Here is a 20,013-nt window from a genome sequence, read left to right as displayed (position 1 = left end):
ATATATGAACAAAAAGGAGAGTGATCAGCTCCCCTTTGTTTCGTTTATGAGTTCTCGTAGTGCAATGCGGACCTGCGCTCATAACGCTCCAGTGCAAGAGCAATCATGCGGTCCAGCAGACTTGCATAGGATACGCCGGTTTCTCTCCACAATAATGGATACATACTGAACGGTGTAAAACCAGGCATCGTATTCACTTCATTAATAAGAATATGTCCGTCCGAGCATCTGACGAAGAAATCGGCACGGGAAATCCCGCAGCCTTCCAGCGCGCGGAATGCTTGTAATGCGGCTTCACGAATACGATCTGCCACTTCCTCATCCAACGGTGCCGGAATAAGCATTTCCGATTGGCCATCCGTATATTTGGCAGCATAATCATAATAATCACTCGACGATACAATTTCACCCGGTACCGAGGCAATCGGCTCGTCATTGCCAAGTACGCTGACCTCAATCTCACGGGCATCGACGTACTCCTCGACAATCACCTTCAGGTCAAATTGCAAAGCCAGATCTACAGCCTTTTCCAGCTCTTCTCGGTTGCTGGCTTTGGAAATACCGACACTTGATCCCAGATTGGCCGGTTTGACAAAGCAAGGATAACCTAGCTCGGTTTCCATATTACGTACCAGATCATGACTGGTTTGGGCCCACTGTGTACTATTAAAATAACAGTATTTCACTTGCGGCAATCCTGCATGCTCAAACAGCTTCTTCATGACGCCTTTATCCATACCTGCTGCCGAAGCCAACACTCCTGCACCGACATAAGGCATATCCGCCATTTCGAACAGACCCTGAATCGTTCCGTCCTCGCCAAAGGTGCCGTGCAGCAACGGAAACAGCACATCCAGCGTCTGCTCTCCGTACAGCTTGCCGAACAACGTATCTAATGCCGCCTTGGTACCGCCCTCTGCACGTTCCAGCTTCAATTGCTCTACAGAAGCCAGAGGAGCGCTTAATAGCGCCCCTCTACGCCAATCGCCAGCCTTCGTAATATAAAAAGGAATAATCTCGTATTTCTCATAGTTAAATGCGTTCATTACCGCATACGCCGTTTGCAGCGAAACCTCATGTTCGCCCGATTTGCCACCGTACACCAGCCCTACGGTCAATTTTTGATTTGCCATGCCTATCCTCCGCTTTCCTACTTTCGTCATTATGACTGATTTGCGTCACTATACCTGTTATCCATCATCTCATTTAAAAATAGTCGGCGATGTGATAAAAGCGATATACCGTGTTGTCGGTCCACGCATACGAATTTTTATAGTCCCAATAACGATGTCTGGAGCTTACCGTATGCGCATTGACTAGCGGCATGCCGCCCGCATCAAAGGCCGTTACCACCGTGCTGTGCTGAAATGTTCCGTCACCATCCCAATCGTAAAAAATGACGTCCCCCAGCATGAGCTGCTCCGGTCGACTCACCTGCTCAGCAGTCAAACCCCATGAGCTGGAGCCCAAATACCGCTCCAGACTGTTGGAAACTGCCCAACTGTAGCTCCACAGCTCACGTCCGGCGACCCGTCCTTTATACCACCAGCCCGATTCTCTTTTACCAGTATAGTGGATCGGTGCGCCCCCTGCAAAGAGGCATTGCGAGATATAATTGGTGCAATCCACATCAAAACCTTCAAACTCCGGGTTAAAGCTATCCCACCACTGATCTGCATAAGCCGCTGCTTCTTCACGGCGATATCGGCTGGGACGTGCGGACGAACCAAAGCCCAGCACACCGCGATTCAGCAGCGGCAAACTCCCTCCCTGATTAAACGAAGCCTGTTCAAAAGGAACCTCTCCCCCCGCTGGCTTCCTTTCTGCCGGATCTCGCTCAATTCTCGCTACCTGCCAGGCTTCACCCTCGCGTGTGAACGTCAGACGCTCCCGTTCAATCCGATCCTCCCGGTGAGTCATCCCGCCCTTCTCATAAAAGAGTCGGACATGCAGTTGTACATCTACCACAGCCTCATCCGGCGTATCCTGCACCATTCGTAGCGGCTTGGCGCGTGTCTCGCTGCGTAGGGGAACAGCATCCCGTTCGTTGTACCACTGCTCCAATCTGGCCGCACGTGCTGCTCGTTCCATCCGCTGCCCCACCTCCAGATACTCATCCGGCTGCGGTACACCATTCACTTCACTGCGATTGTATTGATTCACGTAAGCAAAAAGGGCCTGTTTCCATTCCCGCTCCCCCATCCCAATCCCTCCATATTCGTCCCGCTATCCTTTTCCGGGGATAACCGGAATGATGTATAACTTCCTTTCTTGCCTCTCTGGTCTGAAATGCTCTCTATCTATAAGTATGAATCTCTAAAGCTTGGTATGAACATCGAAACGCGAGGGAGCGGGACGTTTTATTTTCCAATCTGCAACGCATCATTTAGGCCAAAAAAACTTTACGGAACTGTCTGAAAACGGTATACTTAATCCAAAAGCAATCATTTTGAAATCACGTTTCATCTAATGAAACAAATTGCATTCATCACAACCTCTAACACGTTAAGAAGCACTGAAGATGTAATTGAGAACGCAACCAATTTAAACCAACTGGGCAAGACGTCGAAAAAACGACATCCCTATTTTCCCCCAAGCATTCACTTCAAGGAGGTAATACTTATGTCAGGAAAAGATCAATTCTCCATCGCCCGTAGTCTGGAAGTTAACGGGAAGCCTTATCGCTACTACAGTCTTAAGGCACTGGAGGAACAAGGAAAAAGCGGTATCGCCAAGCTGCCTTTCTCCATTAAAGTGTTGCTGGAAGCCGCGGTTCGCCAATTTGACGGACGCGCCATCACTGAAGAACATGTACAGCAGCTGACAGGCTGGGCTGAGGATCGGGACACCAACAAGGAGATTCCGTTCATTCCTGCACGCATCGTGCTACAGGATTTTACCGGTGTCCCCGTGGTTGTCGATTTGGCAGCTATGCGTGATACGGTGAAAAAAGCAGGCGGGGACCCGAAGCAAATCAATCCGCTCGTTCCCGTCGATCTCGTTATCGACCACTCGGTCATGGTCGATGCTTTCGGTACCAGTGATGCGCTGGATTACAACATTAATGTAGAGTTTGAACGTAACGAGGAGCGGTACCGTTTTCTGCGCTGGGCGCAAACGGCGTTCAACAACTTCCGCGCCGTTCCGCCATCCACAGGTATCGTCCATCAGGTCAATCTGGAATATCTCGCCTCCGTTGCCGCTACCAAAACCATTGACGGTGAAACGGTCGTCTTTCCAGATTCCCTCGTAGGAACAGACTCCCATACCACGATGATTAACGGCCTTGGTGTTGTTGGCTGGGGTGTCGGCGGGATTGAGGCAGAGGCGGGTATGCTGGGGCAACCGCTGTATTTTGTCACTCCCGATGTGATTGGCTTCAAGCTGACAGGCAGTCTGACGGAAGGCTCTACCGCCACCGATCTGGCGCTCACTGTTACACAAATGCTGCGTAAAAAAGGCGTAGTCGGCAAATTCGTAGAGTTTTACGGGCCTGGTCTGGCTAACATCAGCTTGGCTGACCGTGCGACAGTTGCCAACATGGCACCGGAATACGGCGCAACGATTGGTTTCTTCCCGGTCGATGCGGAAACACTGGCCTACCTGCGCAGCACTGGACGTTCCGATGAGCAAGTAAGCCTCGTAGAGGAATATTACAAGGCCCAAGGCATGTTCCGCACATCCGATACACCGGACCCTGTGTTCAGCGATACCATTGAGCTGGATCTAGCTTCGGTTGTACCGAGTCTCGCCGGACCCAAACGTCCGCAGGACCGTGTTGAGCTTGGCCGCATGAAAGAAACGTTTGAAGGCATTATTCGTACCCCGGTGGACAAGGGCGGCTATGGACTGAGCGATGAAAAAATCGCACAGAAGATTCCGCTGACCCATCCGGACGGCTCCACCAGCGAGTTAGGTACAGGAGCAGTCGTTATTGCGGCTATCACAAGCTGCACGAATACCTCCAATCCAAGCGTTATGCTCGGTGCGGGCTTGCTGGCCAAAAAGGCAGTGCAGCGTGGGCTCAAAAAGCCAGGCTATGTTAAAACAAGCTTGACGCCAGGCTCCCTCGTCGTGACGGAATACCTGCAAAAAGCGGGATTAATCGGACCGCTCGAAGCCCTCGGCTTCCATGTAGCAGGCTACGGCTGCGCAACCTGTATCGGTAACTCCGGCCCACTTCCTGACGAAGTGAGTCAAGCTATCACAGACCATGATTTAACGGTTGGCGCAGTTATTTCCGGTAACCGGAACTTTGAAGGCCGTGTGCATGCGCAGGTCAAAGCCAACTATCTCGGCTCACCGCCACTGGTTGTCGCTTATGCGCTGGCAGGTACAGTGAACATTGATTTGGTGAATGATCCGCTCGGTTACGATCAGGACAATCAGCCTGTCTACCTGAAAGACATTTGGCCCACTTCCGAGGAAATCAAGGAAGCCATCAGCCTGTCTCTCAGCCCGGATATGTTCCGTCGCAAATATGAAAATGTATTTACTGCCAATGAAAAATGGAACTCCATTCCGGTTCCTGAAGGCGAACTGTATGAATGGGATGAAAAATCAACTTATATTCAAAATCCACCATTCTTTGAAAAACTTCAGGATGGCGTGCAGGATATCAAGGAAATCCGTAATGCCCGTGTGCTTGCCCTGTTGAATGATTCGGTCACGACGGACCATATCTCACCAGCAGGCAACATTGCTCCTTCCAGCCCGGCAGGACTGTACTTGAAGGAGCATGGCGTGGAACGCAAGGATTTCAACTCCTACGGCTCCCGTCGCGGTAACCACGAGGTCATGATGCGCGGTACATTCGCCAACATCCGTATCCGCAACAATGTGGCTCCAGGTACTGAAGGCGGCGTGACCAAATACTTGCCAACGGATGAGGAAATGTCCATCTATGATGCGTCCATGAAATATCAGGCAGCCGATCAGAACCTGATCGTCATCGCTGGTAAGGAATACGGCACAGGCAGCTCTCGTGACTGGGCGGCCAAAGGTACGCTTCTGCTGGGCGTTAAGGCTGTCATTGCCGAAAGCTTCGAGCGGATTCACCGCAGTAACCTGGTCGGCATGGGTGTACTGCCTCTGCAATTCCAGGAAGGCTATGGCTGGTCCAGCTTGGGCCTCAATGGTCGTGAAACCTTCGACATTCTCGGCATTAACAATGACGTGAAGCCTGGTCAAGAGCTTACAGTTGTGGCTAAACGCGAGGATGGCACAAAGTTCGAATTCCCGGTAATTGCTCGTTTGGACAGCACCGTCGACATCGACTACTACCACAACGGTGGTATTCTGCAAACCGTATTGCGTCAAATGATTCAAGAGTAATAATGTAACATTATATACAGAACCCCCGAGTGCAGATTTATCTGCGGTTCGGGGGTGTTTTTTTATCTGTACGGACTCAATGTGAAGTAAAAAAAGCCGATCCCTCAGGACCGACTTCCTACCCTATTCTCCTATAACCTGACCTTCGCATGCGAGTTACTTCGAAATATCCAGAAACCCCTCTCCGAACACGTCTCGCACGTCATGAATGGTGATAAACGCTGCTGTGTCGATGGCTTTCACTATCTTTTTAAGTGCCGATACCTCTTGTTTACTAATGACGATATAGAGCACTTCTTTTGGATTTTTAGTGTAATAACCGTGGCCTGACAGGACAGTAACTCCACGATCCATTTTCGTAATGACCATCTCGGCAATTTTATCTTGGTGCTCCGAAATGATCATGACCGCTTTTTTGGGGTTCAGTCCTTCGATCATGAAGTCCATCACCTTCGTACCAACGTACAAAATAACGATAGTTAGCATCAATTTTTCCGGGCCAATAATAAAATAGGAAGAGAATGCGACAATCAAATCAAAAAACAGAAGACCATAACTGATATTCCAATCTAGATACTTGTTGGCAATCCGGGCTAAAATGACCGTTCCCGCCGTTGTGCCACCTACCCGTACGATTAAGCCAATGCCAGCCCCCACCAAAACTCCGGCAAAAACGGCATTAATCGTCGGCTCATGCGAATCAATCCGCCAGTTGACTGTTAAATGTAAAAACAGCGAGTTAAAAGCGACCGCAATGATAGTGTACAAGGTCGTTCTCTTGTCTAAAAATTTATATCCGACAATCAGCAGCAAGCCATTAATCACCAGATTAACGATCGAGGGAGACCACTGAAACAGGTAGTACAGGATGATTGTGACCCCTGTAACGCCCCCCTCACCAAACTCATTCGGGATCACAAACAGATTAACAGCTAGCGCGAAAAAAAACGCACCCAGAATAATAAATGCGATGTCTGCAATACATTTTTTCATATATGCTCTAATCCTCTCTCTAACATTTCAAAGGATGAATCGCCAGATCGATTGGCTGACTCTTGTTGTCAAAATACGCTGACAACCAGTTCATGGTATCTACTACCAAACATAAAGTCAATACAACTTTGACACTTTAATTCGCCACCAGACTGCCTCAATCCTGACTTGAGGATTCCGCAAAATCCTCCTTTTACAAGGTTATTCGACAAAAAAAACACAATCCCGACTACTAAACTAAGAAAACGGGCCTCAAGCCCTTGTTTTAGACCTAGGCACATTTTCCCCTAAAACGACCATCCTCCTAATCAGCATTTTGGACACATATGACCATCTTCCTGTTTTATGTCAAAAGCGTTTTACTTTGAAAAAATGTGGGTATAATGATTGAAACATAACCAAGCAACCTACATAGCATTACGACATCAAGTACATACAAATAGTCCTATACAGACGTCCAAAGCAACTCAATCTGAATTTGACAATATGGAATTGGAGGAATGATCTACATGAATACAATGAACTTAACCGTCCACACCCTGATGCCCTTTCACCACCAATACCAACGTGCCAACGCGGTGAGTATGCAGAAGAAAGAAGATAGCTCGGAGAAGAAGCTCAGCTTTCAGGACATTTTGAATGAAAAAATGGGTAAAAAATAAGGCGCCGTTTAACCGGTTGCATGACTCGCTTTACATAAGCCAAAAAGCCGTAGTTTCCTACATCGACTGTAGAGAACCACGGCTTTTTTTGATTCATGCGTTCCTAAACTCACACATTCGTTTTACTGACCGCCATCCCGATACTGCTCTGCCTTCTCACGCATCCCGGCAGCTACTGCTTCTTGAGTGTTCAGCCCCTTATCCGCTGCATAGGCGCGAATGTCCTGCGTGATGCGCATACTACAAAATTTGGGGCCGCACATCGAGCAAAAATGTGCTTCCTTGGCTCCCTCTGCTGGTAGCGTTTCATCATGGTAGGACAAGGCCCGCTCGGGATCAAGCGACAGATTGAACTGATCCCGCCAGCGGAACTCAAAGCGTGCCTTGGACAAAGCATCATCCCGCTGCTGCGCCCGTGGATGGCCCTTCGCCAGATCGGCAGCATGTGCTGCAATTTTGTAGGTAATGACACCCTCACGGACATCATCCTTATTCGGAAGACCCAAATGCTCCTTAGGCGTAACATAGCACAGCATGGACGTCCCGAACCAACCGATCATCGCCGCCCCGATGGCTGAGGTAATATGATCATATCCGGGGGCAATATCCGTCGTGAGCGGTCCCAAGGTATAGAAAGGAGCTTCCTTACAAATCTCCATTTGCAAATCCACATTCTCTTTGATTTTATGCATAGGGACATGTCCCGGCCCCTCAATCATGACCTGAACATCATGCTTCCATGCGATTTGCGTTAGCTCGCCCAACGTTTCCAGCTCTGCAAACTGTGCTTCATCATTCGCATCATAGATACTACCTGGACGTAGACCATCCCCGAGAGAAAAGGCCACATCATAGGCTTTCATAATTTCGCAGATTTCTTCAAAATGTGTATACAAAAAATTCTCCTGATGGTGCGCAAGGCACCAGGCTGCCATGATCGACCCGCCACGGGACACAATTCCCGTCATTCTATTCGCCGTCATCGGTATATACCGCAGCAATACACCCGCATGAATTGTAAAATAGTCCACTCCCTGCTCCGCCTGCTCGATCAGCGTATCGCGATACAACTCCCACGTCAGCGCTTCTGCTTCGCCGTTCACCTTTTCAAGTGCCTGATACAGCGGCACAGTTCCAATCGGTACAGGAGAATTCCGAATGATCCATTCACGTGTGGTATGGATATTACGGCCTGTGGATAGGTCCATAACTGTATCCGAGCCCCAACGCACAGCCCAGGTCATTTTCTCCACTTCCTCCTCAATCGAGGAGGTAACCGCAGAATTACCAATGTTCGCATTGATCTTCACGTGAAAATGACGCCCAATGACCATCGGCTCACTTTCCGGGTGATTGATATTCGAAGGCAAAATGGCTCGTCCAGCCGCCAATTCCTGCCGTACAAACTCAGGCTCCACCCCTTCGCGGATCGCCGCAAATTCCATTTCGGGCGTAATGATCCCTTGCCGTGCATAATGCATTTGCGTCACTGTACGACCTTGCGAAGCACGAAGCGGACGGTTGGTCACGCCGGGAAATTCAACTGTCTCCCGTTTGGAGCCAGGTTTCAGTCCATTATCCTCCGGTTTGACGGCGCGTCCCTCGTAAGCCTCCACATCGCCCCGTTCCAGTGCCCAAGCTCGCCGTAATGGAGGCAGGCCCTGACGGATATCGACCTGATAGGCTTCGTCAGTCATGGGACCGCTCGTATCGTACACACGCAATGGCTCATGATGCTCCGTGCCCTGCGGCGTATGTGTAGGATGAAGAGCAATTTCCCGCTCTGGGACGGCAATGTCCGGCCGCGAGCCTTGAATATATACCTTACGGCTCCCTGGAAAGGGCGTTACCCCACTGGCTTGCTCCCCGTTTGTCTTCTCTACCCCAACTTCCCTTGTTCCTGCCAACCTTACTTCTGCTGATTTAAATTCTGTTCCTTTTGTTCCTTCTACTTCTGTCGGCTTCATTGTCCATTCCTCCTGTTTCGATGAAATGACACACCGATCCGGAACCATTCCCAGGGTGGCGCTGATCTATGCAAAAAAGCCGGTTCCCGAGGGAACCGGCTAATCTAACGAGGCAGCTATCCAGACCGTGCACATGTGGAATAATCCTATTCCAATGCGTCACCGTAGACAGCAACTGCGTATACATTTCAATGGCCGATTACTTCCCTACGCTGGTATGATCCAGATCAGGTGCAAAGGGTCCGGAATCTTGCACGATTCCATCTCAGCCCGGCATTACAGGCTCCCCCAGTAACTGTGATACTTCTATTCACATGAGGCGGACATAACAGACATCCCGCCATCCTTATCAGATTACTTCAAATTTATGGCTTTGGCAACCCTTCTAGGTTCCATTTAGCAAGGAGACGCTCCTCATCAAATCACTCTGCTTGCTTCAACTGCATTCATTCTTGTTACGGAAGCATAAGCCCCATTTCCTTCGCCGCTTCGATCAAAATCGGAGCAAAGTCATGTAGCGTCTCGGGTGCAAGCCGACTGACCGGACCGGATACAGATAAAGCCGCAGTGACCTGTCCCTTCCGGTTCACAATTGGTGCTGCCACAGCAGCGGCCCCTGGCTCCCGTTCTTCATAGCTGGTCGCATAGCCCTTCTCGCGAATGTCCTGCAGCTGGGCTTTATAGACCTCCGCGTCTACCGAGGGCGGCCATTCATTCCCGCTTAGCAGGGCTTCCAGCTCCTGCGGCGGCATAAAGGCAGCCAGCACCTTACTGGAGGCTCCTACAGCCAGCGGCATACGCGCACCCACAGGCGCAACCCTGCGGATCGCCTGATTGCTCTGCACGGCTTGTATGCGAATACGCATGCTGCCGTCCCGTAAGTACAAGCTGACCGTTTCGCCCAGACGGTCACGCAGTCCTTCCATTGCAGGCTGTAACAACACCGCCGGCTCGTCACTTTGGGACAAATGTGTGGATAGCTCCCAAATGCGGAAGCCAAGTCGATATTTTTCCGTTTCGGCATTCCGAACGACAAAGCCCCGATCCTCCAACGTAGTCAGCAGCCGATGAACCGTGCTTTTATGTAGACCAATTTTGGAGGCAATCTCCGTTAGGCCAAGATCCGAATCTGCGGTAAAACACAGCAATATATCAAGTGCACGCTCTACAGCGCGAACGGTTAATTTACGGTCTTCCATTCGTGAACCGCTCCTCTTGTATCCATATTCGTTTCACACTATGAAACATGGTTACATAAATTATATAGAATAGTCGCGGCTACTGTAAACCGATGTTTTTGTGACAACCATATTACAGAACGAGAACAAACATCGACAATTCTTTGCATCATTTTTACTTTTCCGGTTCAGGCGTTGACTTTGGATAACCCCCATCATACGATAATAGGTATCTATACGGATATACACTATCATTTTCAAGTGGAATTATACCTAAATTCTATTGAAACGAAGATCAATTTTATATAAGGAGGCTCTTACATGATTTCTACATCCCAGCGCAACTCTCAGCTACAGACCGCTGTTCAGGAGCCGTCCACCCCACTCTTTAATCCCCGTCTGCTGCGGTTCAAGCACGTTGTGATTGCTCTGCTGCTGTCGGTCGTTTTTTTTCTGTTGTTTTGTTTTATTGCTTTGCATGCTTACATCGCATGGGTACTTACGAATCCTACCGTCGCGCCGCTGTACTCTAATCCGATGCAGGCCAAAAACATGCCTTATGAGGAAGTCAGCTTCCCTGCCAAGGATGGTAGCCGCATGGTACAAGGCTGGTATATCCCGGCGGATCAATCGCGGAAAACGATTATTTTCAGCCATGGTTATGGAGCTAACCGCGAAGAAAGCTGGATTCCCATGTATGATCTGGCGCATTATGCCCACAGTTTGAACTTTAATGTGGTCATGTTCGATTATGGATTCGCGTCACAAAACAGCAAATCAGTCGCAACCGGAGGCAAAGCGGAATCCCAGCAGCTTCTCGGAGCGATCCAGCTTGCGAAGCAACGCGGCTCGTCGGAGATTATCGTATGGGGCTTCTCCATGGGGGCAGGAACCGCTCTTCAGGCGGGCTTGCAAACCAAGGATGTGGACGCAATGATTTTGGACAGCACTTTCCTGTTGGAGCCGGATACGCTGTACCATAACATTCACAATCAAATTAACCTGCCAAGACATCCGTCTTTGGAAATTCTGGAGTTGCTGTTTCCAGTCTTGAACGGCACCAGCTTGCATCAGATTCCATATCAGGAGGTTAAAAAGGAAAACTATCCGTTCCCGATCATGTTTGTGCATGGTACACAGGATGAAAAGGCTCCTTATCCTATTGCGGAAAAGCTCGCTGCCAATCAAACCAACCCACTTTCCAGTGTATGGATTGTCAAAAACGGAATACATGAGCTTATTTTCAGAGAGCATCCCCGTGAATATCTACGGCGGGTATCGACGTTTCTAAGCAGTGTACAGGAGCTGGAGGACAAGAAAACGATCGCTGATGCCCACAAACAAACGACTACAAAGTAAAGAATTATTTTTCAAAAAAACTGTATTTAATTCTTCACCTTGAAGAAGCCTGCCTACGGACACTAACCCGTGCCGTAGCTGGGCTTCTTTTTCGTTTACCATGGTATTCTTGTTCTACGTAACAGATGTGACCAAATTAAGCGAGTTCATAGACATATTCCCGATAGGACAGCGAATATACTGGGTACGTATGCATCCAGGGCAGATCTGCCAGATCCGCCGGATAGCCATAGTGGGATACGGGAGGTATAAAACGATGCTGAGTACTTATGGGTCTTTCCTGCCCTTACGTGTGCTGGAGGAAATTCGGCATTGGAAGCAGCAGGAAAGTTGGCATGTGGAAGTGATTAAATCCGCTACCGAGGGACTGGAGCCTACTTATGTACGGCTGCTGGATGATTGGCGGACTGTATTCGAACAGACGGAACGCACCGCCATAGAGTTGCTTGAAGAGCAACGGAGCGCACTTGATCCGGCAGATCAGGCGTGGCATCAGGAATGGAAACAGCTGTCGGCTGCCCCACAAGCACATACACACGAATTCACTGAACCTCCAAAACAGTCAAGGGGATTAGACGCATCATCATCTGTAAAGATGCCATCGTCAGAGTCAGCATTAAACGCTCAGCCTGACTCACAAGAATTAAATCGTCGATTGGACGATTTGCTACAAACCGCAAACCGCCAGTCACAGGAGTATGTACGGCAGCTCGGTCTGCTGAGCGAGCACAGTCATGCATTGCGTCAGCAGCCAAAATCCGCTGGAGTTGTATTACACGCGGCACATGAAAGCCAATATTTCCTGATCTCGACAACCCCCTTTCAAGAACCTGGCTCCATCGCAAGGGCTGCTGGGTTGTATCATGTAGCGACAGAGGGTGAGAATTACCCAGAGGAAGCGTTTCGAGAACGGCAGGCAGGCATAAGGGGAGAAGGCGCATGGACCACTAAAGGCGTCAAGTCCAGCCAGGCTCAACCTTCGGCAACGGAAAAAACCTCAATCGGCCGGTCGGTTCCTATTGGAGGACATCGACTCCCACCGCTCCCTTACCCCTATAATGCGCTTGAACCGTATATTGATGAAAAAACGATGCGCATTCACCATGACAAGCATCATTTGAGCTATGTGAATGACCTGAATAAAGCGGAAAAGAAGCTGGAAGAAGCCCGAAAAACAGGTAATTTTGATCTCGTAAAACATTGGGAACGCGAACTGGCATTCAACGGCGCAGGCCATTATCTGCATACTCTTTTTTGGACGATCATGAGTCCTCAAGGCGGTGGCAATCCAAGCGGGCCACTGGCTGAACAGATTAAAAAGGATTTTGGCAGTTACGATGCATTCAAAAAGCAATTCAGTTCGGCAGCCGAAAAGGTCGAGGGTGGCGGCTGGGCTATCCTGGTATGGAGTCCGCGCGCGGGACGACTTGAAATTTTGCAGGCCGAAAAGCACCAGAATCTGACTCAATGGGAGTCCATTCCGCTGCTGGCGATAGATGTATGGGAACACGCATATTACTTAAAGCATCAGGCCGAACGCAACAAATACATTGAGGATTGGTGGCATGTCGTTAACTGGCCTGAAGTGGAAGCACGCTACGATCAAGCCTCCAAGCTGAGATGGCAACCCTTCTAGAGGTTGTTCAAAAAGTCGTCTTTCCATAACGAAGCTATTCAAGAAGCGGATTCGACGTCGAATCTTGAATTCAGCCGGGCCTTCCGTTGCTCACGTAGATCTGTCTACGCTCCGCTACTCAGTCCCTAGCTTCATCCAACTTTCTCGGTCCTGAAAAGCCGACTTTTTGAACACGCACTAATAGGCTTCTAAGCTAAAGACAAACTACACCTGCAAATCGTATCGCTCTCTGAGCGCTGCCATTTGTTCGGTCCATCCTTCCGGTTGTACCAGCCAGCTATCGGCAGGTAAAATGGCTGTCTGGCTCTCGACGACACGGCGCAAAGATGCCGTGTACGCCTCAACAGACGGCACTCCAGCCAGCTCTGCCAGGCTACCCATCGTTGCTGGATTCACCCGGGGGTAATCCTGCTGCTGCACGCCTGTCGACGTATCTCCGGCTGCCTCTGTATAGAATTGCTGTACCGCCTGTGCACGCTCTGCACCGCTGCCCTCAATCATCACGAAGGCTGTGATGATATACGCCTTGGCTTGACGTCGCTGTGCAATGCCGCAAAACTTGCGGCCCCGGACGCTGACATCGTAATCCCCGGGACAGAAGGACCCGGGGATTTCTCCGGTCTGCGCCTCGCCAGACCACGGAACCAGCGCATCGGTAATTAGCCCTGCCATGAGCCGAAAATCTTCATGCAGGCTGATGGCCCGCTGTGGATTCGGCAGGATCAAGGACAGGTTCAGCATCCCCCTGTCCAGCATGACGGCCGCTCCCCCCGAGGGGCGTACGCATACCGAGGTTCCCGCGTTGCGCACTCGCTCCATCGCTTGTGGGGCGTAAGGGAGCCTGCGGTCCCGGTGACCAATCACAAGCGCTGACGGATGCCGCCAAAGATGCAAAATGGGTGCAGCTCCTTTCCCTACTTGCCGACAGGCCAGCTCCTCCCAAGCCAGCGGAGACAAAACGTCCTCCTGAGTGTCCGCAAGTGGTGCTTCAAACCACTGCAACTCAGGCAAAGCTGTTGTTTTTTCTGTTGATCTATGTACATTCTCCATACGCTATCCCCTATCTATAAAAATAACTGTTATCCATAGGCTAATCGTAATTTTAAGGCGGCTATCCCGTCGTCCATATCTGATGTTAACAAAAAAAGGTGGCTACGCCTATGCGTAAACCACCCTTTTTTGTTCATCACATAAACGTCTTGCGATGTTCGATCAATCCTTAAGCAGCGACAGAAACTCTGCGCGCTGCGCTGCATCATCACGAAACGTACCGCGTACCGCAGACGTTACTGTTTTGCTACCAGGCTTTTTGACACCTCTTGCACACATGCACAGGTGCTCGCCTTCTACGACTACCATAACCCCGTGAGCGGAGACCGCTTCATTTAAAATATCAGCGATCTGTGAAGTAATACGCTCCTGTACCTGCAATCGGCGGGTCACTGCCTCTACCAGGCGTGCAAGCTTGCTCAATCCTACAATTTTGCCGCTGGGTACATAGCCGATATGCACTTTTCCGAAGAAAGGAGCCATATGGTGCTCACACTGGCTGTAATAGACGATGTCCTTCACGATCACAAGCTCCTCGTGATTCTCGTCAAATGTCACACCCAGCGCATCCCGGGGATCAACCTCATAACCCGCAAATATTTCCTCATACATGCGCGCAACGCGTGCCGGTGTTTCCAACAACCCTTCACGCTTGGGGTCCTCACCGATCAGTTGTAAAATCTGCTCCACATGGTACTCGATTTTATCCCGGTTATCCGCAGCTTTGCGGTTAATATAATCTTTTACGCCAGCCACAGTAATCCTCCTCTATGCAGCAACCTCATGCGGCATCCGTACTCACGTTGCTCATTATTTCCGACGGCCCTGATTTTTACGCGGACCAGGCTGATTTTTGGAGAACTGTTGGTTCTTCATCATCTGCTGGGCTTTTTGCATTTGTTTCCCATTCAGGTTGTAACCCATCTGTTTGGCCATTTTTTGCAGCGTTTCAGGGTCGTTTTGCATCTTTTCAAGCTGTTTACGAAGATAATAAGCACCGATGAAAAATCCCCCAACCAAACCAGCAATCAGGGTAATAATCGGAATGACAATATTCCACACCACGAAGTCGTCACCTCTGTATATTTATATGAAACATCTTGAATTACACACGAACCTATCATAGCAAAACATGGGACAGCTAGCAAATCACTTTTTGCAAACATATGTCCTTATTGTTTCTCCAAATCCAGCAGCTTCGTCTTAACTGGCAAGCCTCCAGCATAACCGACCAAACTTCCATTAGCACCCGATACCCGGTGACATGGAAACAGAATGGGTAACGGATTTTTGTTATTGGCTTCACCCACAGCACGTACCGCCTTGGCTCGTCCGATCGATTCCGCAATATCTTTGTAGGACACACTTTGTCCGTACGGAATATTTTGCAGTGCACGCCATACCTGCTCTTGAAAAGGGGTGCCTCTCAAATCATAGGCTATACTGAATTCCCGTCGTTCTCCGGCAAAATATTCACGCAGTTGATCCGCGGCTTCGCACAGCTTTTCCGGCTCCTGCACATAGACGTATTCCCCAATCCATGTTCGGGCCCATTGCTGAAGCAGTGCTTCCTTCGCATGAAAAACGCCATAGTCTATTCGACACAGCCCCCGATCCGTAGCGCACAGCGTTAACGTGCCCACAGGTGTCTCCATCTCATCATAATAAATGGTGGTTGGACCCTGTGAATCCCCGGCCGTTACTTCTGATTTTGATAATTCAGATGCCTTTAGCTCTTCTGCCTGCTCTTGTTCCTCTAGTTTGGAATGCGCTTGCGCGATCATTTCGCGTACTTGCTCATGTTGTTCCTTCTCTGATGCTTGCTTGATCGCTGTCATAGCGTTTTCCCCTCCTATTCGACTCAAAGCCCACGCCGCCGTGCCTCGCAGCTCGGGACGCGGATCATCCAATAAAATCTCCGTTAATTTGGGCACCGCACTGATATCTTTGAAATTGCCCAGTCCAATGACTGCATTGCGTTGAATGGGCTTCTTCCCCCGCCAAGCCGCCGCACTTTGTCCAAATCGGTCTTTGAATTCACGGTTGCTCAAATCCAATAACGGCAGCAGCAACGGCTTCACAATTTCAGGATCGGGTGTAAGCTCGGGATGGTGATCCCAGTTGAGACCCCGATTTTTAGGGCATACCATTTGGCAGGTATCACATCCATACAGCCGATTCCCTATCTTCCGCATAAACTCCTCATCCAGAAAGCCCTTCGTTTGCGTCAAAAAGGACACACACCGTTGGGCATTCAGCTGTCCAGGACCCACAAGCGCGCCCGTAGGACAGGCATCCAAACATTTGGTACACTCGCCGCAACCCTCCGTTACCGGTTCATCTGGCTGGAAAGGAATGTTCGTCAACAGCTCACCTAGATAGATCCATGAACCCAGCGTCGGTGAAATCATCATCGTATTTTTGCCGCTAAAGCCAATCCCTGCCCGTTCCGCAACGGCCCGATCCGACAATTCTCCGGTATCCACCATGTTTTTCATAATGGCATCAGGCACCCGCTCGCTTATAAAAGCCTCAAGCTTTTCCATCGCTTCGCGTAGTACCAGATGATAATCTTTCCCCCAGGCTGAACGCGCCAAAATACCACGGTACTTCCCCTTGTCCGACTTCGGCGGGTCCTTCATTTTGGAAGGATACGCCACTGCAATAGCAATCAGAGATGCAGGCTGTGAGCCATACAGCTCCGGGTAGATCCGCTTATCAATATCTGGCTCCTCAAAGCCGGATTCATAGCCTTTCGCACGATGCTCTTCCAATATAGCTTTCAGAGACAGAAAGGGGTCGGCGGATGCGAACCCGATGGAGTCGATACCCAGCCCTGGAGCCGCCTCAATAATTTCCTGCTTGAGCGAAGCCCAGGTCGAAGCGGTTCCGGCAGCCGCCTGAGTCAATCCGCGTTGCATCCGATACTCACCTCTCTTCCACTTTTTATCATTACAGATATGAGAATTTGCAAAATTCTCATATCTCAAATTTCAACAGAAAATAGCAGCAGATGCTACCGTAAATTTTTAACAGCACTGGTCGCTAGAAAATCACAACGATTATTCAGTTCGTTGTCACTGTGCCCCTTAACCTTCACATATTCAACCTCATGCTTACCCATCAGTTCCCACAGCTCTTCCCATAATTCCTTATTCTCCACTGGCTGATTTTTACTGTTGCGCCAGCCATTACGAAGCCAGTTCTTAATCCAGCCCTGTTTGAAGCAATTGACGACATAGGCAGAGTCACTGTGTACTTTCACATGGCAAGGCTCCTTGAGCAGCTTCAGTGCTTCAATCACGGACTTAATCTCCATACGGTTGTTTGTCGTCATTTTCTCGGCACCTGACAGCTCCTTACGATGCTCCCCATACAGCAGAACGATCCCCCAGCCCCCAGGACCCGGATTTCCCGAACAAGCACCGTCGGTATATACCATCACTTCTTTCATCATCCTCTTCCTTTCCTTGATTTCAGACTTTAGTTGCTCTATAGCCACTTCCACTCAGATATCGGCCAAAATATAAATTCTGCACGTCCCAGTAAATCTTGAGATTTAATGCTGCCAAAATAGCGGCTATCCTTGCTTGCTGCAGTATGGCGATTATCTCCCATGACAAAAAAGTGCCCCGGTTCCACCGTAAAAGGACCATAATCACCATCCTCCACGTCAGAGTTGGTGTAAGGTTCATTTAGCAGTTCACCGTTCACATACAAATGATTATGTTCAACTCGGATTACATCTCCGGGAATACCTATGACTCTTTTCACTAAAAATCTTGGGCTCGACAGCTTGGAATCGGGATCTTTTAAAATCACAATGTCCCCCCTGCCCGGATCATGAAAATTATAAACCAGCTTGTTAACGAACAAATGCTGGCTTTCCATTAGCGTCGGCTGCATCGAATGTCCTCTAACCGTGGACAAGTTAAATACAAACAGGTTCAGAAGCAGCAAGACGACCATAGCGATCAGAAGAGTGACTAACCAATCGCGTATGTAACCAGAGCGACCTGCTTGTTTGGACGTTTCCGGCGAGGGAGGCGGGCCTGACGAAGGAGCCAAAGCGTCCATAATTAAACCTCCTCAACCCTGTTATAAATAGAAAAGCATATCCCGTACCCGATTGCAACGGTTACTCAGATATGCTCTAAATGTAAATATTATACTTAATGTTATTCAATTCTCTTTATTTCGATTTCCAATTAATGAGGCGCCAAAATACTCAGCTTCTGAAAAGCCTGTAAAATCTGGCTTGCTCCATAGCCCATCGCTTCGTACAAAGGCATGGCCACACTGTTATGCTTGTCCCCTGCTACCCAAATACGGCTAACCTTACGTTGCTGAAAACGCTGCTCCATGGACTCCACAAGCGATTTGCCGATTCCCATCCGACGACGATCCGGGTGAATAGCGATACGATAGTAACAACCATCATTCTGATCGATCGTGCCGATCAAAGCACCCACGATCTCTCCCTCTTCTTCTGCAACGATAATCAAACCGGAATCCCACGAAAGCTGACGGGCAAATGCTTTCACCGTCTCTTTGTAGCACTCCTCTGACAAGGCAATTTGCATGAGTTCCGTTACTGAGTTCACATCACTTAATTGAAAGGAACGAACGTGCATAAGTAATATCTCCCTTTTCGTAAGCATAATAAAAAAATTGAGACAGCACCGTCATTTTTACATAAATCCTTAAATTTCTTATCATGGTGTTAATCACAAGGCATTATGATAAAAATGCATACGATCTGCTATATATGAAATGAAGAACAGGAAAAGGGTGTATGCCCTCAAGTTCGTCATGTCATAGACATGACAGATTATAGCAGACGACAAAAAAGCCGAAATTTCTGCTTCCTTGACCATTAAACCATACTTTTTGACGGAATACATCCCTTTTTCTCATGTAAGCGCTGTATATAAAGCGTTTACATTTTAATGTTCACAATTTACCTCTTATTACCTATGTATTGTGTATTCTAAGCGGGTTTTTGGACATGCTATCTACCAGGCCGTATTGCCCAGTTTGCTATTTTACAAACAAAAATGTTGATTAAATAGGCTGAATGCGGTTTAATATAACTGTCGAGGGTATTATTACATAGGAACACTTACCCAACCATATAACCAGGAGGGATTTACTATGGCATTTCAATTACCAGAACTTCCTTACGCAAAAGACGCACTGGAACCGCACATTGATGCACAGACAATGGAAATTCACCATGATCGTCACCATAACACATATGTTACAAACTTGAACGCAGCTCTGGAGAGCGCTCCCGAACTGCAAAGCAAAAGCCTGGAGGATCTGATCTCTAATCTGGACAGCGTTCCAGAAAGCATCCGCACTGCGGTTCGCAATAACGGTGGTGGACACCACAACCACAGCCTGTTCTGGGAAGTTATCGGTCCTAACGGTGGCGGACAGCCAACAGGTGCAATTGCTGAAGCAATCAACAATGAACTGGGCGGCTATGACAAATTTAAAGAAGACTTCACTAAAGCAGCTACAACTCGTTTTGGTAGCGGCTGGGCTTGGTTGGTTGTCGGCAAAGACGGCAAACTGGCGATCACTAGCACTCCAAACCAAGATAGCCCGCTGTTTGAAGGTCTGACTCCGGTACTTGGACTGGACGTTTGGGAGCATGCTTACTACCTGAAATATCAAAACAAACGCCCAGACTACATTTCAGCTTTCTACAATGTAATCAACTGGGATGAAGTCAACAAACGTTACGCGGCTGCAAAGAAATAAGCCAGTAGCAACATTCTTATCCTATAATAAGGGCTGTCTCAAAAGTAGATTTTCTACGAATGAGA

The 20,013-nt window shown here is 49.0% G+C and carries 17 protein-coding genes and 1 riboswitch; of the genes, 5 read left to right on the top strand and 12 right to left on the bottom strand.

What is annotated here, in order from left to right; all coding sequences use genetic code 11:
- Positions 1-44 precede the first annotated feature (44 nt).
- Both NSQ57_RS03860 and NSQ57_RS03855 read right to left on the bottom strand, forming a co-directional pair.
- Positions 45-1,133, bottom strand: a complete 1,089-nt coding sequence (locus tag NSQ57_RS03860) for a D-alanine--D-alanine ligase (protein ID WP_342425647.1) — start codon at positions 1,131-1,133, stop codon at positions 45-47.
- A gap of 73 nt (positions 1,134-1,206) precedes the next feature.
- Entirely contained in the window at positions 1,207-2,202 is a 996-nt protein-coding gene (locus NSQ57_RS03855; protein WP_069011283.1) for an amidase domain-containing protein, read from the bottom strand.
- A 420-nt stretch (positions 2,203-2,622) separates the two neighbouring features.
- On the opposite strand from NSQ57_RS03855, the gene acnA reads away from it, so the two are divergent.
- Positions 2,623-5,334, top strand: coding sequence for an aconitate hydratase AcnA (gene acnA / locus NSQ57_RS03850; RefSeq protein WP_029515773.1), 2,712 nt, complete (start codon positions 2,623-2,625; stop codon positions 5,332-5,334).
- Positions 5,335-5,490: 156 nt separating this feature from the next.
- Here the strand turns inward: acnA and NSQ57_RS03845 are convergent, their stop codons facing one another.
- Entirely contained in the window at positions 5,491-6,327 is an 837-nt protein-coding gene (locus NSQ57_RS03845; protein WP_322251843.1) for a YitT family protein, read from the bottom strand.
- 509 nt (positions 6,328-6,836) lie between these two features.
- Between NSQ57_RS03845 and NSQ57_RS03840 the strand changes: the two genes are divergently transcribed.
- Entirely contained in the window at positions 6,837-6,989 is a 153-nt protein-coding gene (locus NSQ57_RS03840; protein ID WP_010348453.1) for a hypothetical protein, read from the top strand.
- Positions 6,990-7,111: 122 nt separating this feature from the next.
- On the opposite strand, the gene thiC is transcribed toward NSQ57_RS03840, so the two are convergent.
- Positions 7,112-8,956 (bottom strand): phosphomethylpyrimidine synthase ThiC, encoded by a 1,845-nt coding sequence (gene thiC / locus NSQ57_RS03835; RefSeq protein ID WP_342425646.1) that lies wholly within the window; start codon positions 8,954-8,956, stop codon positions 7,112-7,114.
- Between the two features lie 187 nt (positions 8,957-9,143).
- A riboswitch (TPP riboswitch) is annotated at positions 9,144-9,256 on the bottom strand.
- A 155-nt stretch (positions 9,257-9,411) separates the two neighbouring features.
- Positions 9,412-10,155 (bottom strand): IclR family transcriptional regulator, encoded by a 744-nt coding sequence (locus NSQ57_RS03830; protein ID WP_039270658.1) that lies wholly within the window; start codon positions 10,153-10,155, stop codon positions 9,412-9,414.
- Positions 10,156-10,455: 300 nt separating this feature from the next.
- On the opposite strand from NSQ57_RS03830, the gene NSQ57_RS03825 reads away from it, so the two are divergent.
- Both NSQ57_RS03825 and NSQ57_RS03820 read left to right on the top strand, forming a co-directional pair.
- The gene (locus NSQ57_RS03825) at positions 10,456-11,493 is read left to right on the top strand and encodes an alpha/beta hydrolase (RefSeq protein WP_029515779.1); all 1,038 of its coding nucleotides are present in this window, start codon (positions 10,456-10,458) and stop codon (positions 11,491-11,493) included.
- Between the two features lie 256 nt (positions 11,494-11,749).
- Positions 11,750-13,129: a Fe-Mn family superoxide dismutase gene (locus NSQ57_RS03820; RefSeq protein WP_342425645.1), complete on the top strand. Its 1,380-nt coding sequence runs from the start codon at positions 11,750-11,752 to the stop codon at positions 13,127-13,129.
- A gap of 204 nt (positions 13,130-13,333) precedes the next feature.
- Here the strand turns inward: NSQ57_RS03820 and NSQ57_RS03815 are convergent, their stop codons facing one another.
- From NSQ57_RS03815 to NSQ57_RS03785, 7 genes are all read right to left on the bottom strand, one after another.
- On the bottom strand, positions 13,334-14,179 hold the full coding sequence (locus NSQ57_RS03815; RefSeq protein ID WP_342425644.1) for a lipoate--protein ligase family protein: 846 nt from the start codon (positions 14,177-14,179) through the stop codon (positions 13,334-13,336).
- A gap of 162 nt (positions 14,180-14,341) precedes the next feature.
- Positions 14,342-14,935: a GTP cyclohydrolase I FolE gene (folE, locus tag NSQ57_RS03810; RefSeq protein WP_013308743.1), complete on the bottom strand. Its 594-nt coding sequence runs from the start codon at positions 14,933-14,935 to the stop codon at positions 14,342-14,344.
- 54 nt (positions 14,936-14,989) lie between these two features.
- The gene (locus tag NSQ57_RS03805) at positions 14,990-15,244 is read right to left on the bottom strand and encodes a YneF family protein (protein ID WP_013308742.1); all 255 of its coding nucleotides are present in this window, start codon (positions 15,242-15,244) and stop codon (positions 14,990-14,992) included.
- 107 nt (positions 15,245-15,351) lie between these two features.
- On the bottom strand, positions 15,352-17,100 hold the full coding sequence (gene queG / locus NSQ57_RS03800; RefSeq protein WP_340954189.1) for a tRNA epoxyqueuosine(34) reductase QueG: 1,749 nt from the start codon (positions 17,098-17,100) through the stop codon (positions 15,352-15,354).
- A gap of 95 nt (positions 17,101-17,195) precedes the next feature.
- Complete coding sequence (rnhA, locus tag NSQ57_RS03795) at positions 17,196-17,633, bottom strand: ribonuclease HI (protein ID WP_023986996.1); 438 nt, start codon at positions 17,631-17,633, stop codon at positions 17,196-17,198.
- Between the two features lie 38 nt (positions 17,634-17,671).
- Positions 17,672-18,256: a signal peptidase I gene (gene lepB / locus NSQ57_RS03790; RefSeq protein WP_029515784.1), complete on the bottom strand. Its 585-nt coding sequence runs from the start codon at positions 18,254-18,256 to the stop codon at positions 17,672-17,674.
- A 131-nt stretch (positions 18,257-18,387) separates the two neighbouring features.
- On the bottom strand, positions 18,388-18,813 hold the full coding sequence (locus NSQ57_RS03785) for a GNAT family N-acetyltransferase (protein ID WP_029515785.1): 426 nt from the start codon (positions 18,811-18,813) through the stop codon (positions 18,388-18,390).
- Between the two features lie 520 nt (positions 18,814-19,333).
- Between NSQ57_RS03785 and NSQ57_RS03780 the strand changes: the two genes are divergently transcribed.
- Positions 19,334-19,948: a superoxide dismutase gene (locus NSQ57_RS03780; RefSeq protein WP_029515786.1), complete on the top strand. Its 615-nt coding sequence runs from the start codon at positions 19,334-19,336 to the stop codon at positions 19,946-19,948.
- Positions 19,949-20,013 lie beyond the last annotated feature (65 nt).

This window comes from Paenibacillus sp. FSL L8-0502, assembly GCF_038593055.1.
GTDB classification, from domain to species: domain Bacteria; phylum Bacillota; class Bacilli; order Paenibacillales; family Paenibacillaceae; genus Paenibacillus; species Paenibacillus polymyxa_D.
The sequence above is the reverse complement of the archived record's forward strand: the minus strand, read 5'-3'. Positions and strand labels throughout refer to the sequence as shown.